This window comes from Streptomyces sp. NPDC001480 (assembly GCF_042894725.1).
GTDB lineage: Bacteria > Actinomycetota > Actinomycetes > Streptomycetales > Streptomycetaceae > Streptomyces.
In genome coordinates this window covers 77,341-96,835 of sequence record NZ_JBIAVX010000004.1, presented here as the reverse complement: position 1 = coordinate 96,835, position 19,495 = coordinate 77,341, and the positions used below count along the sequence as shown (strand labels likewise).

Below are 19,495 nucleotides of genomic sequence, written 5' to 3'. Positions count from 1 at the left end.
ACCGGAGCGGTCACCGACGCGGCGAGGCACGGCCGACCGGTGGGGTGCCCGGCGTCGTAAGCCACGGACAACGACGGGGACGGCCACGGCCACGGCGACGGCGACGGACGAGGCCACGGGCGCCGCCGAGGCCTCGCAGCCTCGGTCGTCGAGCGTCGGAGCCGCGGTCGGACCGCCGCACAGCCCGGCAGCGTGCCGCTCCGCACCGGCTCAGCGGGCACCGCGCCGGCCGTGCCCGCCGCGCAGCCCGGCAGCGTGCCGCTCCGCACCGGCTCAGCGGGCACCGCGCCGGCCGTGCCCGCCGCGCAGCGGGCTGCGACACCCACCCGGAGGCCGAGCGCAGTGCCTACGTGTCGATCCGGGAGCGGTCCAGCGTCGCCGCCGAGCTGGAGATGAACTCCTTGCGGGGCGCCACCTCGTTACCCATCAGCAGATCGAAGACCTGCTCGGCGGCTTCGAGGTCGGAGAGATTGATCCGGCGCAGGGTGCGGTGGCGCGGGTCCATCGTCGTCTCGGCCAGCTGGTCGGCGTCCATCTCGCCCAGACCCTTGTAGCGCTGGATGGAGTCCTTGTACCGGATGCCCTTGCTCTGGAACTCCATGAGCTTGTCGCGCAGCTCGCGGTCCGAGTACGTGTAGACGTACTTGTCCTGGCCCTTCTTCGGCTGGACGAGCTCGATGCGGTGCAGCGGCGGCACCGCGGCGAACACCCGGCCGGCCTCGACCATGGGCCGCATGTAGCGCTGGAAGAGCGTCAGCAGCAGACAGCGGATGTGGGAGCCGTCCACGTCGGCGTCGGTCATCATGATGATCTTGCCGTAGCGGGCCGCGTCGAGATCGAACGTCCGGCCCGAGCCCGCTCCTATGACCTGGATGATCGCGCCGCACTCGGCGTTCTTCAGCATGTCGGTCACGGATGACTTCTGGACGTTGAGGATCTTGCCGCGGATCGGCAGCAGCGCCTGGAACTCGGAGTTCCGGGCGAGCTTCGCCGTGCCGAGCGCGGAGTCTCCCTCGACGATGAACAGCTCGCTGCGGTCCACGTCGTCGCTGCGGCAGTCGGCGAGCTTGGCGGGCAGCGAGGAGGACTCCAGGGCCGTCTTCCGGCGCTGTGCGTCCTTGTGCTGGCGGGCCGCGATGCGCGTGCGGGCGGCGGCGACCGCCTTCTCCAGGACCACCCGGGCCTGTGCGGCGGCGTCGCGCTTGGTGGAGGTCAGGAACGCCTTGAGTTCCTTGGTGACCACGTTGTTCACGATGCGACGGGCCGCCGAGGTGCCGAGGACCTCCTTGGTCTGGCCCTCGAACTGCGGCTCGGCCAGCCGCACGGTGACGACCGCGGTGAGTCCCTCCAGGGCGTCGTCCTTGACGATGTCGTCCTCGGCGACGCGCAGCAGTTTCTTGGCGCGCAGCACCTCGTTCATCGTCTTGGTGACGGCCTGCTCGAAGCCGGCGACATGGGTGCCGCCCTTGGGGGTGGCGATGATGTTGACGAACGACCTGAGCGTCGTGTCGTAGCCGGTGCCCCAGCGCAGCGCGACGTCGACACCGAGCTCCCGGGTGACCTCGGTGGGGGTCATCTGGCCGTGGTCGTCCAGGACCGGGACCGTCTCCTTGAAGATGCCCTGACCGGTGAGGCGGAGGACGTCACAGACCGGCTTGTCGGTGGCCAGGTACTCGCAGAACTCGCTGATGCCCCCGTCGAAGCGGAACGACTCCTCGCCCTTGCTGCCCCCCTCGCCCAGTCCGTACTCGTCACGGACGACGATGGTCAGGCCGGGCACCAGGAACGCGGTCTGGCGCGCGCGCTGGTGCAGCGTCTCCAGCGCGAGCTTGGCGTCCTTGAGGAAGATCTGCCGGTCGGCCCAGTACCGAACCCGGGTGCCGGTGCGGGTCTTGGCGATCTTCTTGGCCTTGCGCAGGCCGCTCTTGGCCTCGAACTTCGCGTCCGCGCCGTTGCCCGCGAAGGCACCCGGGACGCCGCGCCGGAAGCTGATCGCGTGGGTGTGACCGGCGCGGTCGACCTCGACGTCCAGGCGGGCGGAGAGCGCGTTCACCACGGAGGCTCCGACACCGTGCAGACCGCCGGAGGCCGCGTACGAGCCCCCGCCGAACTTGCCGCCGGCGTGCAGCTTGGTCATGACGACCTCGACGCCCGAGAGACCCGTCTTGGGCTCGACGTCCACGGGGATGCCACGGCCGTCGTCCCGGACCTCCACGGAGCCGTCGTCGTGGAGGATCACCTCGATGTGGTCGCAGTACCCACCGAGGGCCTCGTCCACGGAGTTGTCGATGATCTCCCACAGGCAGTGCATCAGGCCACGACTGTCGGTCGAGCCGATGTACATGCCAGGGCGCTTGCGCACGGCTTCGAGGCCCTCGAGGACGAGCAGGTGCCGCGCGGTGTAGTTGGAACCGTCCCGGTCTGCTCCTGCCAGCAGCGCTGTGGACGGCACGGACGTCTCGGCGGTCACGCGGTTCGCTCCTCGCTGAATTTCAGGTGGACCCCACTTGGGTAAGGGCCCGGCTTCGGTCGCCGCTCAGAGGGTACCGAGGCCTGGTAGAGCCGTTGTACCGCCACCCTCGTCATGAACTCACACTATTCCAGACTCGCATACGCGTTCGATCCCTCGTTGGAGTGAAGCACACATCACGTTCCCTTCGAGGCATGAACCATTTAGGCTCCGGGCACGTCCTCATGAACAACCGGCAAGCCAGCCGGGAGGACGGACACCTACCGAACACTGACAGCGCGAACCCGTAAAGCACACAAGACACGCACTACGGCACATTCGCCGCCAACCGGCAGCAGACAGCCGCCCCGGGAAAGATTTTTTCGAGGAAAAGCCACGAGCGGGAACGTTTTCGGGCTGGTTGGATGTTGACCCTGGTACGACAGCTCGTCGAGCTAGAGAAGAGGCGACGTGACTACTGTTCTGACCCCCGCGAGCCCCCTGACGGCCGCCGATCGCTGCGACCGCTGCGGCGCCCAGGCATACCTGCGCGTCGTGCTGCTCAGCGGCGGAGAACTGCTCTTCTGCGCCCACCACGGCCGCAAGTTCGAGCCGGAACTCAAGAAGATCGCCGCTGAGATACAGGACGAGACGGAGCGGCTGACGTCCGTTCCCGCAAACGCGTCCGAAGAAGAGCGCTGACATCTCGCACATACGACGAGCCAGCCCCGGCACAGGCCGGTGAACGGGCGGCCGCTCCCCACCGACGGGAGCGGTCGCCCGACTGGTTCACCCATCGGCCGGGCCCCGCCGTCGAAGCGGGCCGGCCCGACAACCACAGGGCCCACGGAGCCCTCAGACGCCCCCCTGCGGCTCCCGGACGCCGCTCCCCCGGTTTACCCACCCCAGTGCCCGCACGATGTCGGACACCCGCGTATAGACGCCGGGGCTGCCCGGCCTCCCGCAGCCGTTCCCCCAGGACACCAGTCCGATCAGTCGCCCCTGGGCGACCAGAGGGCCTCCGCTGTCCCCCTGACAGGCATCAGGGCCGCCCGCGGCATCCCCGGCGCACACCATGGAGTCCGCCCGGTACTCGCCGTCGGGCCCACCGGGATAGGCCCGGCCACACAGGGCATCGGCCAGCACGCGCACGCGTGCGGCGCGCAAGCGCCGGGGGTAGTCACCGGCCCCGGTCGTGTCACCCCACCCGTAGACCAAGGCGTCGGTCTCCGGCGCGTACGCCGGGTCACTGTCGGCCGCCATGGGCACGACGGAACTCTGCGGCAAGGGCTCGGCAAGGGTGAGTACGGCGAAGTCCCCCGCGTTGCTGACCTTGTCGTAACCGGGATTGACCCACGTGTCACGCACGGCGATCTCCTCCCCCGCGCTCGACAGCAGGTCCGTGCGACCGGCGATGACCTTGAGGTCGCGCGCCTCGTCGGGCGGTGCCCCCAGAACCTCCTCGGCCAGGCAATGGGCCGCGGTCAGCACCGTGGTCCGCCCGACCACCGCCCCTCCGCAGAACTGGCCCGCCCGCGTACCCCCGAACCGGTCACGGCTGGACAGTGCCACCGTCCAGGGGCTCTCGGACACATCCACGGGAAAGCCGCCCACGACAACGCTGTCGGCCGCCACGGGCGCCGCGTCGGCCAACGGTATGGCGGCGGTGACGGCCGCCAGGAACAGCGGCCGGATCAGGACTCGGACACGAGGTCGGCGCATAGGGGCTCCTCACTCTGGGTGGGATCAGGACACCCAGAGTCATCCAGAGCGCCACAGCGCGCAGCACGAAGGCCCGGTCTCCCCGCGCGGGGAGACCGGGCCTTCGACGGAGCGTGTGACCTAGTCGAGGTAGTCGCGCAGCACCTGCGAACGCGACGGGTGACGCAGCTTCGACATGGTCTTGGACTCGATCTGGCGGATGCGCTCGCGCGTCACGCCGTACACCTTGCCGATCTCGTCGAGGGTCTTCGGCTGACCGTCGGTGAGACCGAAGCGCATCGAGACGACGCCGGCCTCGCGCTCGGACAGGGTGTCGAGCACCGAGTGCAGCTGCTCCTGGAGGAGCGTGAAGCTGACCGCGTCGGCCGGGACGACGGCCTCGGAGTCCTCGATGAGGTCACCGAACTCGCTGTCGCCGTCCTCGCCCAGCGGGGTGTGCAGCGAGATGGGCTCACGGCCGTACTTCTGGACCTCGATGACCTTCTCAGGGGTCATGTCGAGCTCCTTGGCCAGCTCCTCCGGGGTGGGCTCACGGCCCAGGTCCTGGAGCATCTGGCGCTGGACGCGCGCGAGCTTGTTGATGACCTCGACCATGTGCACCGGGATACGGATGGTGCGGGCCTGGTCGGCCATCGCGCGGGTGATCGCCTGACGGATCCACCAGGTGGCGTACGTGGAGAACTTGTAGCCCTTGGTGTAGTCGAACTTCTCGACGGCACGGATCAGACCGAGGTTGCCCTCCTGGATGAGGTCCAGGAAGAGCATGCCGCGACCGGTGTAACGCTTGGCCAGGGAGACCACCAGACGGAGGTTGGCCTCCAGGAGGTGGTTCTTGGCGCGGCGGCCGTCCTCGGCGATGATCTCCAGCTCGCGCTTGAGCTTCGGCGCCAGCTTGTCGGCGTTGGCGAGCTTGTCCTCGGCGAAGAGGCCGGCCTCGATGCGCTTGGCCAGCTCGACCTCCTGCTCGGCGTTGAGCAGGGGGACCTTGCCGATCTGCTTGAGGTAGTCCTTGACCGGGTCGGCGGTGGCGCCGGCCGCGGCGACCTGCTGGGCGGGCGCGTCGTCCTCGTCCTCGTCGGAGAGGACGAAGCCCGCGCTCTCGGCGCCCTCGGGCTCGTCGGCGACCTTGGTGTCCTCGAGAACCTCTTCTTCGAGGATCTCGGCGTCGTCCTTCTTCGCGGTCGTCTTCTTGGCCACCGTCTTCTTGGCGGCGACGGTCTTCTTCGCGGCCGCCTTCTTGGCGGTCGTCTTCTTGGCTGCGGCCTTCTTGGCGGGTGCGGCTTCCTCGGCGGGATCGACGGCGGACGGGTCGGCGGGCGCGGCCGGAGCGGCCGTGGCGGCGGTGGCCTTCCGCGTGGTCACCGTCTTCGCCGCGACCGTCTTGGTGGCGGTGCGCTTGGCCGGACTCTTCGCTGCGACGCTCTTCCGGGTCCGCTTGGGTTCCGCGGCACTGACCATCAGCGTCACACCCTCTTCCTCGAGGATCTGGTTGAGGCTGCGCAGTACGTTCTTCCACTGAGTGGCCGGGATCTGGTCAGCTTCGAAGGCCCGACGCACATCGTCGCCGGCGATCTGCCCCTCAGCCTTTCCCCGCTCAATGAGCGCCATGACAGAGACGGACTCGGCGATCTCCGGCGGGAGCGTACGGGATGTGCTGGCCGACACGAACAACCTCTCGGAACGTTGGAAAACGGCTTCCGGCCCCGTCCAAGACGGACAGGAGCCGACCGCCGGCTTGGGGATGGGCCGACGGCGCGGGCGGGGGCCGGGAAGATGCACAGCGCCTTGCATGGCGTCCGTATTCCCTCCGCGGCTGTCACCTCTTAGGTCATCGCGTTGTTCCCACAAGCGTTACGCCCAATCTACGTGGCCCGAGTCACACCCCGTAAACACGCAAAAACGGCCAGACACGGACAGACAAGGTCGCAGATGTTCACGCCGCCGGACCCGCGGGTTCCCAAAGGATCCGACGCGGTCCGGCGGCTGACGGTTCCCGGGCCCGGCCACACCACGAGAACGCGGTACTCCGACCCCACCGCCGACGGTGCGGTCAGTGCTCGCGCGGGGCGGGCACCACGCGCTCGACCTCGGGATGGACGGTGAGCAGCTGACGCATGGCCGCCTCGGCCGCCACGCCGTCCCCGGTACCGAGTGCGTCGACGATGCGCGCGTGCTGGGCCACCGAGGCCTCGTTCGGCCGCTCGCAGCCGGTGACCGGGCCGCCGGAAACCTGCAAGGCGGCCGACACGATGCCGTAGAGGTGCTCCAGCATGCGGTTGCCCGCGAGCTGGATGAGCAGCGTGTGGAACTCGGCATCGGCGCGGGAGAAGGTGAGCGTGTCGCCCTGCGTCATGGCGTGGCTCATGATCTCGACCATGTCGGAGAGGCGCTGCTGGACGTCCTCGCGCCCGTGTCCGGCGGCCAGGCGCGCCGCGAGCGGCTCGATCGTCCAGCGCAGCTCGCTCAGCTCCCGGCGCTGGTCGTCCCGCTGCGGCCCGAAGGCGCGCCACTCGATGACGTCGGGGTCGAGGAGGTTCCAGTCGCTGACGGGGCGCACGCGCGTGCCGACGTTCGGGCGGGCGCTGACCAGCCCCTTGGCCTCCAGGACGCGGAGGGACTCACGGACGACGGTGCGGGAGACCTCGAAGCGCTGGCCGATCTCCTCGGGCACCAGTGGGCGGTCCGCGCCCAGATCGCCCGAGACGATCATCTGACCCAGCTGCTGCACGAGCTGGCCGTGCAGTCCGCGGCCGCGGCTGCCCGCGGCACGTCGGCCCACACGTCCCAGTTCGGGGTCCGCGCCCTCCCAGACGGGCGCTCCCACGCGGTCGACGGCGGAGGCCTCGGCGTAGGGGTAGCGGTCGAGTTCGCCCGGCCCGGACAGACCTGAGTCGGCGGAGCGGGCGGCGGTCATCATGGTGTGCGCAAGGGTACTCACGGATCCTTTGTCGGCGTCGTGTCCAACTCCCTTGAGGGCTTTGGTGAAAAGCACACGAAAGGGTGATCGCTTACCCCGTCGCACTTGACGCCTTATCGGAAAGAAATGGGCTTTCTGCGGGGAGTTGTGCGCATGTCGAGGTCAGGCGAGCACGCACAGTAGTCAGCGCAGTCTGCTCCTCAGGGTTGTGACCAGATACGCGCAGAGCAGGGCGGTCAGCGACAACGCCATTGCGCCGCCGACGGGTTGGGCGATGACCCGGGCCGCGGCGACCAGGTAGCGCTCACCTCCGAAGGGCCACTGCAGCAGGAGGACCTGATGCATGCGCAGCGGGAAATCCGCCGCCATCCGCACGGCCGGCCCCTCCAGCGCCTTCTCCACCACGGGGACGACGACCACCGGTACGGCGACCACCGTGGCGAGCCCTCCCGTGGTGGACCGGAAGACTCCCGCGGCCAGCACTCCCGCCCAGGCGCACCCGACCACGAGCCCGAACCAACTGGCGCCGAGGGAGAGCCAGTCGGCGGGAACCTTCGCGAGCTCCTGTCCGTAGACGACGTAGAGCACCTCGGCGTCGCAGCCCACGGCGAGGAAGGCCAGCATCCCCGCCGTGGCACCGGAGACGAGGAGTTTCGCGGTGAGCAGCCCCAGCCTGCGGGGCACGGTGCCGCGATCGGCCGCCAGGGCGGGATGGCGGAACTCGTCACCGAAGGCCAGCGCGCCGAGCAGTGCCGCGCCGAGCGCCGCCGGCGGCAGGGGCAGCTCCAGCGGCCATGCGGCGAACAGGCGCGCCTGCGGGGTGTGGCCGAGGCGTGCGAGCAGCACGGCGGTGAGCGCGGACACCACGAGCACGGCGCCGCACGTGACGAATCCCGTGCCGATACCGCAGGCGCGGCGGAGTTCGTAGCGCAGCGGGCGGAGAGGACTGGGGGCCGAGCGTACGGAGATGGGGGGTGGGAGCGGGGACAGGACGTCGGGGACGGGGGCGGGGAGGGCGTGCGCGGCGGTGCGCCCGGAGCCGCTCGGGACGGCCCGGTCGCCGGCCGGGGCATGCTCGTCGTGCGGCGCGTACGTTTCGGCGAGGGACGAACGACCGGCCGCCGCGTCGGTGGAGGCGTCCGTCGGCGCCTGGACGGTCTGGGCCGTGGCGGAGTCCTGGGCGGAGTGCGTGGCGGAGGCGGTCACGACCGCCATCACGGCAGAGGGGGCGGGGATCGACGGTGCCGCGTCCGCGGCGGGCGAGTCACCGTCGGGCCGCGGCTGCCCTCGCGTCCACAGCGCACCACCGGCCGGGGCTCGGTCCGCCGCCGGCCGTTCCTGGGCGGCCTGCGCTCGATCCACGGCCGGGAACTCATGGGTGTCCTCCGCTCGCTCCACGACCGGCAACTCGTGAGCGTCCTCCACTCGCTCCACGACCGGCAGCTCCTGGGTGTCCCCCGCTCGCTCCACCGCGGACACCTCGTCCGCGCCGGAGCGTTCGCCTTTACGCGGCTGCCCGACGACGGGGTACCCGTCCGCGGTTTTCCACCGGCCGGCCGGCGCCGCTTCGTCCGCGTCGCGGGGTCCGTTGCCTGCCGACGCCGATGCTCCCGCGCCGGGTCCCATGTCCCCTACCTCGTCCGCGAGTTGGTGGACGAGGATGCCGTGGCGGAACGCGGTTTCGCCGACCTCGGCGGTCGTACTGCCGTACACGGACAGATGGTTGCCACCCTCCGGTACGACCTCGACGGAGCGTCGGTGCGTGCGGGCCTCCTTGGCGAGGAGGGCGGCGAGGCGTGGGGCGTGCGGGCTGCGGACGGCGACGCGGGGGCGCAGGCGGGTGCGACCGAACTCCGAGGCGTCCTGGTCGGCGAGCAGCCTGCCCCGCTCCAGGGTGACGACGCGGTCGGCGGTGCGAGCGGCCTCCTTGGGGTCGGCCGTGGTGAGCAGAACCGTGCCGCCCTGCTCCGCATGCGCGCGCAGCATGCCGTGCAGCCAGCGGGCCTCCCGGACGGACAACCCGTCGGCGGGGTCGTCCAGCACGAGCGTGTGTGGGTCGGACAGCAGGGCGCAGGCCAGGCCGAGCCGACGGTCCACGGCGCGCGAGAGCGTGCCCAGGCGTTCCTCGCGCAGGCTGACGAGTCCGACCGTCTCGAGCACCTCGTCGGCGCGCCGGACGGGCACTCCCGCCGCGGCGCAGAGCATGCGCAGGTGGCCGCGGACCGAGCGTGCCGGGTGTCCGGGTACGTCCCCCAGGAGCACGCCGACCTCACGCGACGGGTGAGCGACGCGGTGCAGGGGCAGCCCCCTGAAGTAGGTGATCCCGCGCCCCGGTTCGAGTTCCAGCATCAGTCTGAGCGCCGTCGTCTTGCCCGCGCCCGGTGTCCCCAGGAGCGCGGTGACACAGCCCGGCCGCGCCTCGAAGGAGACGTCGTCGACGGCAGGCGGGCATCCCTTGCGGGCGTTGCTGGTCAGTCCGATGGCCTGGATCACCCGCAGCAAGATAGCGCGATATGTCCGGATTTTCGGGTACCACTTCGCTGTCGTCGCTCGGCGCCGGAGCGTCAGACCTCGGGGCGCAGCATCGGCGGGTTGAGCAGCGTGGCGCCGCCGGCCCGGAAAAGCTGGGCCGGGCGGCCTCCTTGGCGGGTGGTCGTGCCGCCGGTTGGCACGAGGAACCCCGGGGTGCCGGTGACCTTGCGGTGGAAGTTGCGGGGGTCGAGTGCGACGGCCCACACCGCCTCGTAGACCCGGCGCAGCTCTCCGACGGTGAACTCGGGCGGGCAGAACGCGGTGGCCAGTGACGAGTACTCGATCTTGGACCGCGCCCGTTCCACCCCGTCGGAAAGAATCTGGGCGTGGTCGAAGGCCAGGGGTGCCACCGGCTCGCCGTCGCGGCCGTACCCGCCCTGTTGCAGCAGTTCCTCGACGGGCGCCCAGCGCGCGTTGCTGGCGTCGCCGCCCGCGCGGGGTGCGGGCAGGTCCGGGGCGAGCGCGAGGTGCGCAACGCTGACCACACGCATCCGCGGGTCGCGCTTGGGGTCGCCGTAGGTCGCCAGCTGCTCCAGATGCGCACCGTTGTCCTGGGTCGGCGCGTCCGGGTCGTGGGCGCGCAGCCCCGTCTCCTCGGCGAGTTCGCGCGCCGCGGCCTGGGCCAGGTCCTCGTCCTCCCGCACGAAGCCGCCGGGCAGCGCCCAGCGCCCCTGGAACGGCGGCTCGCCCCTGCGCACCGCCAGCGCACACAGGGCGTGGCGGCGCACGGTCAGCACGACCAGGTCCACGGTGACGGCGAAGGGCGGGAACGCTGACGGGTCGTAGGGCATGCCGCGATCATAGTCGTCTGCCTGACGATAAACACGCCCTTCGCCGGTCGCATCGGCCTCTGATCCACTTCGGCCCGTGATGCGGCCCGTGATCGGCCCCAGCTGGTGTCATCCTTCGCATCGCCCGAGGTCACATTCCCAGTTGCAGGGCGTCCGCCGCCTCCTCGACCATGGCCAGGCCGAGTCTGCTGACCCGTACGGAGAAGGGCGCCCCCGCGACCCGCAGTCCGGTCAGGCCGATCTCGCCCAGGGGCGCGCTGTGCATGGGGCGCAGGGTGACCGTGCGGGCGGGCGCGTCGGGGCGGATGCCCACGAGTGCGGCGAGGACCAGCACCCCGGCGGCCGCCGCCGTGGCCGCCGGGCGGCAGGCCGCCGGATGCGGTACGGGCGCGCTGCCATCGGCGCGCAGTTCCCCGGCGTACATCTCGGGCAGCCGGTGCCCGAAGTGCTCGGCCGCGGCGAGCAGCCCCTTCAGCAGCCCGCCGGCCTCCTTCTCGTAGCCCGCCGCGGCCAGCCCGGCGACGGCGAGGGCGGTCTCCTGGACGCGGACGGCTCCGGTCCGGTGGCCGAACGGATTGTGGCCGGCCTCCTTGGTGCCCAGCCCGCGCAGGCCCCAGCCGGAGTCCATGGCCGGGCCGCCGAGCAGCCGGGCGAGCTGTTCGGTCCGCACATCATCGAGCAGACCGGGCGCGAGCTCTCCGGCGCCCAGCAGGCCCGTGTCCAAAAGATGGACGGCGGCGGAGCCGAGGTGCGCGACGAGGCGGCCGTCCGGACCGCGGGCCGCGACCGGACGGCCGCCGCCCGGATCCTCCACCCAGAAGTCCCGGCGGAACGCCTTCCGCAGCTCCTGCGCCCACTGCCGCAGCCCGTCGCCGCCCGGTCTGCCGTGCGCGTCGAGCAGATCGGCGCCGAGCAGCGCGGCGCGATGCGCGTGGGCCTGCGTCTCGGAGCGTATGGGCCCGCCCGGCTGTGGGTCGGGGAGGTAGGGGCCCTCGCCCGCGGTGGTCCGCAGCCACGTCAGGCAGCGCTCCGCCGCGGGCAGCAGTTCCTCCGTCTCCTGCTCCGCCAGCCCCCAGCGGCGGGCCTCCGCCAGCAGGGCCGGGAACAGCAGTGTGGCCTCGGTGCCTGTGCAGCCCGGTGGCAGGTGGGCGCCCGTGTCACGGCGCGGTCCCGGGATCATGCCTGTCCGTGGCCCTGGGCCGGTGAGCTGGGTGCGCGCGAGGGCGCGCAGGGTGCCCGCGGCGAGGCGGGTGCCGAGCGGCAGCGTCATCCGCGCGGCGGCGAGCGCCTCGGCCGGGGCCGGGCCACAACGCCAGGGCGCCCCTGCCGCGAGGCAGGTGTCGGAGGGCCGCGCGGGGTCGCGCAGCAGCAGTGCCTGTAGGTCCTCGATGCTCGTGCGCAGGAGCGCCGGGACCCGCGGGTCGTCGCCCGCCGCCCGGGCGGACGCCAGGGGGCTCGTGGCGGCTCGGCCCACGGCCCTGACCGGTCCGGCACCCTCGGCTCGTACGCGTAGCTCCACGGTGGCCGTCCCGCCGGGCGGCAGTTCGAACTCCCAGCGCAGGAGCCCCGCGGAGGCCAGCGCGTCGGCGGGCGGTGGATGGGCCGTGACCGTGGAGTTCCCGGTGGCGCGGGTCCAGCGCAGGCCGGAGTCGTGGACGGTGGCGGGTAGTTCGGGACCCGCGTTGCCTGCGGCGATGGCGCTCAGGTCCGCGAGGTCCGTGGCGAGGGCCACCTCGACCGGCAGGCGCAGTGGGCGTGGGGCGGCGCTGTGGAGCGTGATGCGCTCGGTGCCGTCGGCGTGGCGGATCCGCTCGACGACCACGTCGGGGTCCGGGCCCACGGCCGGGTAGGCGCGCAGTGTCCCCACGAAGCGGGCCCGGTCGGCTCCGGTCATCCTGGCCTGCACGGGCAGCGGCTCGCTGCCGGCCACCGTGAGCCGGCAGCGTGAGAGAAGGCGGCGGCCCGCCCGGTAGAAGCCCTCCAGGCCCCGGCCGGTCAGCTGTCCCTGTTCCGTGGAGATGGCCAGGCCAGGGAGCGCGACACAGATCAGGGCGGTGTGGGTGGGGGGCAGGTCGGCCGGACGGCGTACGGTCGGCAGCGGTGCGCGTGCGGGGTCCGCGCGGGGCGCAGTGGCGGCCCGCGTCGGTGGTCGGGGCGGAACACCCGTGCTGTCCGGGGAGGGCGGGCCGAGGCCGGCGCCCTGCGGCGACGGCGCGGCTCGGCGGGGGGCGAGGCGGCCGTCGGCCGCGACGTGCGGAGTCGGCTGGTGCATGGCGGGCTTCTTCTGCGCTCTCTGCGCCGGGGACGTGTCCGGCGCCGGGTGGGCGAGGGTTCTGGAGGGACAGGGGGCGTGCGGCGGCACGGTCCGTCCAGGCGTTCCGCCACTCAGGTGAACGGAACGGGGCTCCTCCGGGTCACGCCTCCCCTCGGGTGAGCCGAGCGGAGGGCGGCGCGTCCGGAGGGCCGGCATGGGGTTCGGGCCGCCGCGCCGGCGCCGGCCGAAGAGTGCCGGACCGCCGGAGCCGGCCCCGCGCTCCCGGGCCGTGCGATCCTCGCGTCGGCTGGACGGCAGCGGGCGTTCGGAGCCGTCACGGGCCGGCCCCACCGAGCGACGCCTGATCCGGATCCGGGCGAAGGAGAGGAGACGGGCCGCCGGCAGTCGGATCCAGTCGTTGTTCACATGTCCCCCTCCGTGGCATTGCCCGCGGATCGCGTGGCCTCCGGCGCGGTGGCGTCGCGTCGGCCGCGGCTCTTCCCTGCCGCACGCGTTTGCGTGCCGCCCGGCTTCGGGGTACCCGGGCGGGCGCGGTCCGGGGCCGTGGGACGGGCTCGCCTGCCCTCCGCCGCTCGTGCCGGGCGCGGGGGTGCGTCGAGGCGCTCGGCGGAGCGGGCCCGGTGGCGTCGTCGGCCGCCGGTCTCCGGCACGTCCTGGCCGGTCGCGGCGGCGTCCGCCTGCGTGATGTCCTCGGCCGTGTCGTCCGGCCGGGCACGCCCCGCGCGTTCCGCGCGCAGGCAGCGGCGGATCGACTCCGGGTCCAGGCCCTCGTTGCATGCCTGGTGCAGGAGGCGGGCGAAGAGGTAGTCGGGGTCCGCGCCCAGCGCCATGGCCAGGGCTTCACGGGCCTCGAGGTCGTCGCCGGTGGACCATGCGACCCAGCCGGCCAGGGTGAGGGGTGCGGCGGCGTGTTCCCCGTAGGGTCCGACGCAGCGGCGGGCCAGGGCGCGCCACAGACGCAGGGCCGGTCCGGCCTCCTCACCCTCCATCCACGCGGCGGCGCGGTCGCGGGTCGTGCGGTCCTGGAGGCCGAGGATGAGCGTCGCGGCCTCGTCGTGACCGAGCAGTTCGTCGTCGCGGCGGTCCGCCTGGAGTGCGCCGGACACGGAAGGCGCCGCCGCGAACCGGCCGATGACGCGCTCGGCCAGGCCGAGGGTTTCCATCGCCACGTCGGCACGGCTCGCGTCGTCGAGGATCCTGGGCACCAGATCCATGCCGGCGGCGTCCAGGACGATCTCCTGTTCCAGGGCGGCGGCGGTCTCCCAGGGCAGCAGCCTGGCATGCAGCTCGCGGAGTGTGCCGCGTACCTGGAGGCCGGCATAGGTGGCCGCGGCCGCCAGCACGGAGGTGCCGGGCAGGCCCATCGGCGTTCCCTCGGCCGGGCAGCATCCCTCGTGCGGGCAGCAGTACGACCAGAAGCGCCCGCCGGAGATGCACAGCGCCTCGATCACCGGTACGTCGAGGCGGCCGCATTCGGTGCGCAGCAGTTGGGCGAGCGGACGCAGACGCCGCATGACGTCGCCGCCCGACTCGCCCCTCGGGGGCTCCTGGCAGACGTAGGCCACCATCTGCTCCGGGCGGGCGCCCCTGCGTTCGCTGCCGGTCACCAGGCCGTGGGCCAACTGCCGGGCGGCCGCGGGCCAGTCGTCCGGGTTCGCCGGGATGCCGAGCCGGGCCCGCCCGCCGAACCGGCCGCGGCCGTCGCGGTCGTGGAGGGCGACCAGGACGATGCTGTCCTCGGGACGGTACCCGAGCAGGTAGGGCAGGGCGTCGGCCAGCTCGGCCGGGGTGCGCAGGGTGACCTGGCCGTCGTGTCCGATGGGTTCGTTCAGCGCGCCGCGTGCGGTGATGTCACCGTTTTCGGCGGGTCCAGTCGTTTCGCTGTGGTTCGTCATGCGCCGACGATCTCGCGGATCCCAACATTCCGCTTGAGCCTGTGGATAACTCCGAGCATGGACGCGTCAAGCCTCGGCGCTTTCCGCTCCGGGCGCCGTGGCGTGCCCGACTGTCAGTGCCGTCCTGTTGTATGGAACACATGGAGCACACGAGCAACGCGGATCTCCGGACGCAGGCCGACGCCGTCCTCGCCCGCCTCGTCGGGGACACCACCGGCACCGCCAGACTCCGCGAGGACCAGTGGCGGGCGATCGAGGCACTGGTCGCCGACCGGCGCCGGGCCCTGGTCGTCCAGCGCACCGGGTGGGGCAAGTCCGCGGTGTACTTCGTGGCGACCTCGCTGCTGCGGGCCCACGGCAGCGGGCCCACCGTGATCGTTTCGCCGTTGCTGGCGCTGATGCGGAACCAGGTCGACGCGGCGGCCCGCGCCGGCATCCACGCCCGGACGATCAATTCCTCCAACACCGAGGACTGGGACGCCATCCAGGCCGAGATCGCCGCGGGCGAGGTCGACGTCCTGCTGGTCAGCCCGGAGCGGCTCAACAATCCGGACTTCCGCGACCAGGTCCTTCCCAAGCTCGCCGCGGCGACCGGCCTCCTCGTCGTGGACGAGGCCCACTGCATCTCCGACTGGGGCCATGATTTCCGCCCGGACTACCGCCGGCTGCGCACCATGCTCACCGACCTCCCGCCGGGCGTCCCCGTGCTGGCCACCACCGCCACGGCCAACGCCCGAGTCACCGCGGACGTCGCGGAGCAGCTCGGCACCGGCGGCACCTCGGACGCGCTGGTGCTGCGCGGCCCGCTGGACCGGGAGAGCCTCACCCTGAACGTCCTCGGGCTGCCGGACGCCGCGCACCGCATGGCGTGGCTCGCCGACCACCTCGACGACCTGCCTGGCTCCGGGATCGTCTACACGCTGACCGTGGCCGCCGCCGAGGAGGTCACCGCCTTCCTCCGGCAGCGTGGGCACGCCGTCACCTCGTACACCGGCAGGACCGAGAACGCCGACCGGCAGCAGGCCGAGGAGGACCTGCTCGCCAACCGGGTCAAGGCGCTCGTGGCGACCTCGGCGCTCGGTATGGGCTTCGACAAGCCCGACCTCGGGTTCGTCGTCCATCTCGGCTCGCCCTCCTCCCCCATCGCCTACTACCAGCAGGTCGGCCGCGCGGGCCGTGGGGTCGAGCACGCCGAGGTGCTCCTTCTGCCCGGCAGGGAGGACGAGGCGATCTGGGAGTACTTCGCGTCGCTCGCCTTCCCGTCGGAGGATCTGGTGCGCCGCACCCTCGACGTGCTCGCCCGCGCCGACGGCCCGCTGTCGCTGCCCGCCCTGGAGCCCTTGGTGGAACTGCGCCGCTCCAGGCTGGAGACGATGCTGAAGGTCCTCGACGTGGACGGCGCGGTCAAGCGCGTCAAGGGCGGCTGGATCGCCACCGGCCGGCCCTGGACGTACGACTCCGAGCGGTACGACTGGGTGGCACGCCAGCGGAAGGCCGAGCAGCAGGCGATGCGTGAGTACGCCGCCACCACGGGCTGCCGGATGGAGTTCCTGCAACGACAACTGGACGACGAGGGCGCGAAGCCCTGCGGCCGCTGCGACAACTGCGCGGGCGCGCGTTTCACCGCGGACACCTCGACGGCCGCGCTGGACGCCGCCCGTGTCGATCTGGGCCGGGCCGGTGTGGAGGTGGAACCCCGCCGTATGTGGCCGACGGGGCTGCCGGCGATCGGCATCGAGCTCAAGGGCCGCATCCCCGCCGCCGAACAGGCTGCCGCGGGGCGGGCCCTGGGGCGTCTGTCGGACATCGGCTGGGGCAACCGACTGCGGCCGATGTTCGCACCCGGGGCCGCCGACGCGCCCGTGCCCGACGACGTCGCACGGGCCGTGGTGGGCGTGCTGGCCGACTGGGCGAAGGGGCCCGGCGGCTGGGCCCCCGGTGCGTCCGGCGCGCAGGACCGCCCGGCGGGTGTCGTCACGGTCGCCTCACGGACCAGGCCGCGGCTGATCCATTCGCTGGGCGCCCGCATCGCGGAGATCGGCCGACTGCCCCTGCTGGGCTCCGTCGAGTACGCAGGTGACGTGCCGCGCGCCTCCCGCAGCAACAGCGCGCAGCGCCTCAAGGCCCTGGACGGTGCGCTGACCGTGCCGCCGGAACTCGCATCGGCCCTCGCCGGGGCACGGGGCCCCGTCCTGCTCGTGGACGACTTCACCGAGACGGGCTGGACACTGGCTGTCGCGGCCCGGTTGCTCAGGAGGTCCGGCGCGCAGGGGGTGTTGCCGCTGGTCCTCGCCGTCCAGGGGTGATCGTCCGCCTCTTGCGTCACCGGACGACCCAATGGGTAGGGATATAAGCCACGCACCACCAGATAACAGTCGGTGGCCCCAATTGCTCGTTGCCGCATCCAAGTTCGACAGGAAGAATTGAAGTCCGCTCCCCGCACGGCTCGTCCGTGATCCGGCTGGGTTCTGCTGCGGTGCGCGCTCCCCTGAAATCCGACCTCGCCCGCAGTGTGGGCGCGTAGCCGAAGGGAGGAACGTGACCTTCGGATTCGCTCCGTCCTCGGCGGCATCGCTGTCGACGTCCGCGTCCGCCGCGTCCGCCAGTCGCCTGCTCGAGCCGGCGGAATGGGCCGCCGCCGGAATCCCGCTGCTGCGCAACCCCCGCGAGGTGGTCAGCGGGCTGCACGCCCGGCACCGTCCCAAGCCGGCCACCGCGATCGTGGCCGTCCTGGACCCGGAGGACCGGTTGTGCGCCAGTGCCTCGTTCACCCGCCGCGCGGCCCCGGCCGACGGCTGGATGTTCCGTAACGCGCTGCTGGCACAGCTCCGCCGGGTCATTCCGCACGACCTGCGGCGCCGCACCCCGGTGCGCACCGCCGTGCTGCTCTACTGCCGCGAAGGGGACGCGCGTTGGACGGAGGAGGACGGCGCGTGGATGTGGGGCCTGCGTGACGCCTGCACCCTGCACGGGCTGCGCTGCGGGGCGTACATCACGTTGACCCGGGACGGCTGGCAGGTCCTCGGCGAAGGCCGCGGTGGACGCCGCCCGAGCGCGGACTCGGCACCGGAGTCCCTCGCCGCCTCGGACGCTTCGCCCCCGCTGCCGCGTACCGGCGGCGCAGTCTCGGAGGTCCTTCGCCGCGCGGCGGCCCGCTGAGCTGGGCCCACACGGGTACAGGAGCCGTTACGGCACCCCCGCGACGCGCGGCGATCGCCTGTCGACCAGGCACCGCGCCGTACGGCGCCAGGGGGTGACGCGACGGCGGCATCGCCCTCCGGTGACGGTCGCTCCGCAGTGGCGCAGGACGGCCCCGGCATCGTCGTACAAAGCACGGAAACCCCGCGCGCGATATCCCCGCGCCATAGCGCGCGGGGAGCGCTGTCCCGCCCGTCACGCGGGCATGCCGAAGGCCGCACCGTGCATGTGCCGCCGCAGCGGCACCAGCGTCACCTACGGTGCCCCAGGACGGGCCGGACGCGGATCAGACGCCCGCGCCCAGCACCGAGTTGATCTGCTGCGGGTCGCCGCAGACGATCAGCAGGGCGCCTGCCCGCGCGTGCGCCAGCGGAAGCGCGGTGGCGGCAGCGGTGTCGGGACCGCCGTTGACGGCGACGACGACCACGGGTCGGGACACGGCGCGGGAGGCCACGGCGGCATCGGTGTAGAAGACGTCGTCGCCCGCGTCGTGCTGCGCCCAGTAGGAGGCTTCGCCGAAGGTCAGCTCGTGGGCGGCCCACGGGTGCGGTTCGCCGGTGGTGATCACCAGCACCTCACCGGGGGCACGACCCGATTCCAGGAGCAGGTCCACCGCTTCCTCGGCCGCGTCGAGGGCACCCTCGGCGGAGGCGGGGATCAGCTGGATCTGCGGCGGGGTGGCCGTCGCGGTGGCGGCGGCAGCGGCCGGACCCGACGGGCCCGGCTTGGCAGTGGCCGTGTCACGCGGCGTGCGTTGCACCGGCGGCGCGGGCCGGAGAGGGCCCGGACGACCGGGACGCGGCGGAGCCGCGGGGCGGGGGCCGGGTACGGGGCGGGGGGTCGGCGCGGTACGGCCACTGGCCGGGGTGGCGCGGGGACCCTGGGCACTCTCGTGAATCTGAGGCTCCTCGGGAATGAGAGGCATGAGCTGATTTTTATCAAACGTTGGTGCGGCTCGCGTGACCGGGTGGTACATCAGTGCGAGCGGAACGGTCAGAAATCGAAGCCGAGCTGACCCTCGATTTCCGGAACGCTTCCATCCGCCCAGCTGCGGGCCTTCTTGAGGTGCCGCCACTGGGGCAGCGCATCAAGATACGCCCACGACAACCGGTGGTACGGGGTGGGGCCCCGCTCCTCCAGTGCGGCCTTGTGCACGGGTGACGGATACCCGGCGTTGTCCGCAAAACCGAAGTCTGCATGGTCGATACCCAGTTCGGCCATCATTTTGTCGCGCTGGACCTTGGCGATCACCGACGCCGCCGCGACAGCCACGCACGACCGGTCGCCCTTGATCACTGTGCGCACCCTCCAGGGCGCGCCGAGATAGTCGTGCTTCCCGTCGAGGATGACCGCTTCGGGCCGGACGGGCAGGGCTTCCAGGGCACGGACCGCAGCCAGCCGCAGCGCGGCCGTCATCCCGAGATCGTCGATCTCCTCCGGGGAGGCATGTCCCAGGGAGTAGGCCGTCACCCACTGACGCAGCACCACGGCGAGCTCCGAGCGTCGCTTGACGGTCAGCAGCTTGGAGTCGGTGAGGCCCAGCGGCGGGCGGCGAAGTCCTGTGATCGCCGCGCAGACGGTCACGGGCCCGGCCCACGCGCCGCGCCCCACCTCGTCGACACCGGCAATGACCTTGGCTCCGGTCGTGGCTCGAAGTGAGCGCTCGACGGTGTGAGTAGGTGGTTCGTACGGCATGGCGCCCTAAGCCTACGCCGC

13 protein-coding genes are annotated in these 19,495 nt (G+C 72.3%); 3 read left to right on the top strand and 10 right to left on the bottom strand.

Annotation, left to right across the window (positions count from 1 at the left end; genetic code table 11):
- Positions 1 to 346 precede the first annotated feature (346 nt).
- On the bottom strand, positions 347 to 2,470 hold the full coding sequence (locus tag ACFY01_RS10780) for a type IIA DNA topoisomerase subunit B (RefSeq protein ID WP_390735347.1): 2,124 nt from the start codon (positions 2,468 to 2,470) through the stop codon (positions 347 to 349).
- 450 nt (positions 2,471 to 2,920) lie between these two features.
- On the opposite strand from ACFY01_RS10780, the gene ACFY01_RS10775 reads away from it, so the two are divergent.
- Positions 2,921 to 3,151, top strand: a complete 231-nt coding sequence (locus tag ACFY01_RS10775) for a hypothetical protein (protein ID WP_141357618.1) — start codon at positions 2,921 to 2,923, stop codon at positions 3,149 to 3,151.
- A gap of 153 nt (positions 3,152 to 3,304) precedes the next feature.
- Here the strand turns inward: ACFY01_RS10775 and ACFY01_RS10770 are convergent, their stop codons facing one another.
- From ACFY01_RS10770 to ACFY01_RS10740, 7 genes are all read right to left on the bottom strand, one after another.
- Positions 3,305 to 4,171: a S1 family peptidase gene (locus tag ACFY01_RS10770; RefSeq protein WP_390735346.1), complete on the bottom strand. Its 867-nt coding sequence runs from the start codon at positions 4,169 to 4,171 to the stop codon at positions 3,305 to 3,307.
- Positions 4,172 to 4,291: 120 nt separating this feature from the next.
- Positions 4,292 to 5,836 (bottom strand): RNA polymerase sigma factor, encoded by a 1,545-nt coding sequence (locus ACFY01_RS10765; RefSeq protein WP_390735345.1) that lies wholly within the window; start codon positions 5,834 to 5,836, stop codon positions 4,292 to 4,294.
- A 385-nt stretch (positions 5,837 to 6,221) separates the two neighbouring features.
- The gene (locus ACFY01_RS10760; RefSeq protein ID WP_390735344.1) at positions 6,222 to 7,109 is read right to left on the bottom strand and encodes a FadR/GntR family transcriptional regulator; all 888 of its coding nucleotides are present in this window, start codon (positions 7,107 to 7,109) and stop codon (positions 6,222 to 6,224) included.
- 162 nt (positions 7,110 to 7,271) lie between these two features.
- Positions 7,272 to 9,581 (bottom strand): ATP-binding cassette domain-containing protein, encoded by a 2,310-nt coding sequence (locus tag ACFY01_RS10755; protein ID WP_390735343.1) that lies wholly within the window; start codon positions 9,579 to 9,581, stop codon positions 7,272 to 7,274.
- A 71-nt stretch (positions 9,582 to 9,652) separates the two neighbouring features.
- A complete protein-coding gene (locus ACFY01_RS10750; protein ID WP_390735342.1) occupies positions 9,653 to 10,411 on the bottom strand; it encodes an NUDIX domain-containing protein in 759 nt (252 codons plus the stop codon).
- A 130-nt stretch (positions 10,412 to 10,541) separates the two neighbouring features.
- A complete protein-coding gene (locus ACFY01_RS10745; protein WP_390735341.1) occupies positions 10,542 to 12,683 on the bottom strand; it encodes a glycogen debranching N-terminal domain-containing protein in 2,142 nt (713 codons plus the stop codon).
- Positions 12,684 to 13,087: 404 nt separating this feature from the next.
- Complete coding sequence (locus tag ACFY01_RS10740; protein ID WP_390735340.1) at positions 13,088 to 14,581, bottom strand: DUF4192 domain-containing protein; 1,494 nt, start codon at positions 14,579 to 14,581, stop codon at positions 13,088 to 13,090.
- Between the two features lie 140 nt (positions 14,582 to 14,721).
- On the opposite strand from ACFY01_RS10740, the gene ACFY01_RS10735 reads away from it, so the two are divergent.
- A complete protein-coding gene (locus ACFY01_RS10735) occupies positions 14,722 to 16,887 on the top strand; it encodes a RecQ family ATP-dependent DNA helicase (RefSeq protein WP_390735339.1) in 2,166 nt (721 codons plus the stop codon).
- A gap of 232 nt (positions 16,888 to 17,119) precedes the next feature.
- Positions 17,120 to 17,740: a hypothetical protein gene (locus ACFY01_RS10730; RefSeq protein WP_390735338.1), complete on the top strand. Its 621-nt coding sequence runs from the start codon at positions 17,120 to 17,122 to the stop codon at positions 17,738 to 17,740.
- Between the two features lie 325 nt (positions 17,741 to 18,065).
- Here the strand turns inward: ACFY01_RS10730 and ACFY01_RS10725 are convergent, their stop codons facing one another.
- A complete protein-coding gene (locus tag ACFY01_RS10725) occupies positions 18,066 to 18,704 on the bottom strand; it encodes a hypothetical protein (RefSeq protein WP_390735337.1) in 639 nt (212 codons plus the stop codon).
- A gap of 68 nt (positions 18,705 to 18,772) precedes the next feature.
- On the bottom strand, positions 18,773 to 19,474 hold the full coding sequence (locus ACFY01_RS10720) for a ribonuclease HII (RefSeq protein WP_390735336.1): 702 nt from the start codon (positions 19,472 to 19,474) through the stop codon (positions 18,773 to 18,775).
- Positions 19,475 to 19,495 lie beyond the last annotated feature (21 nt).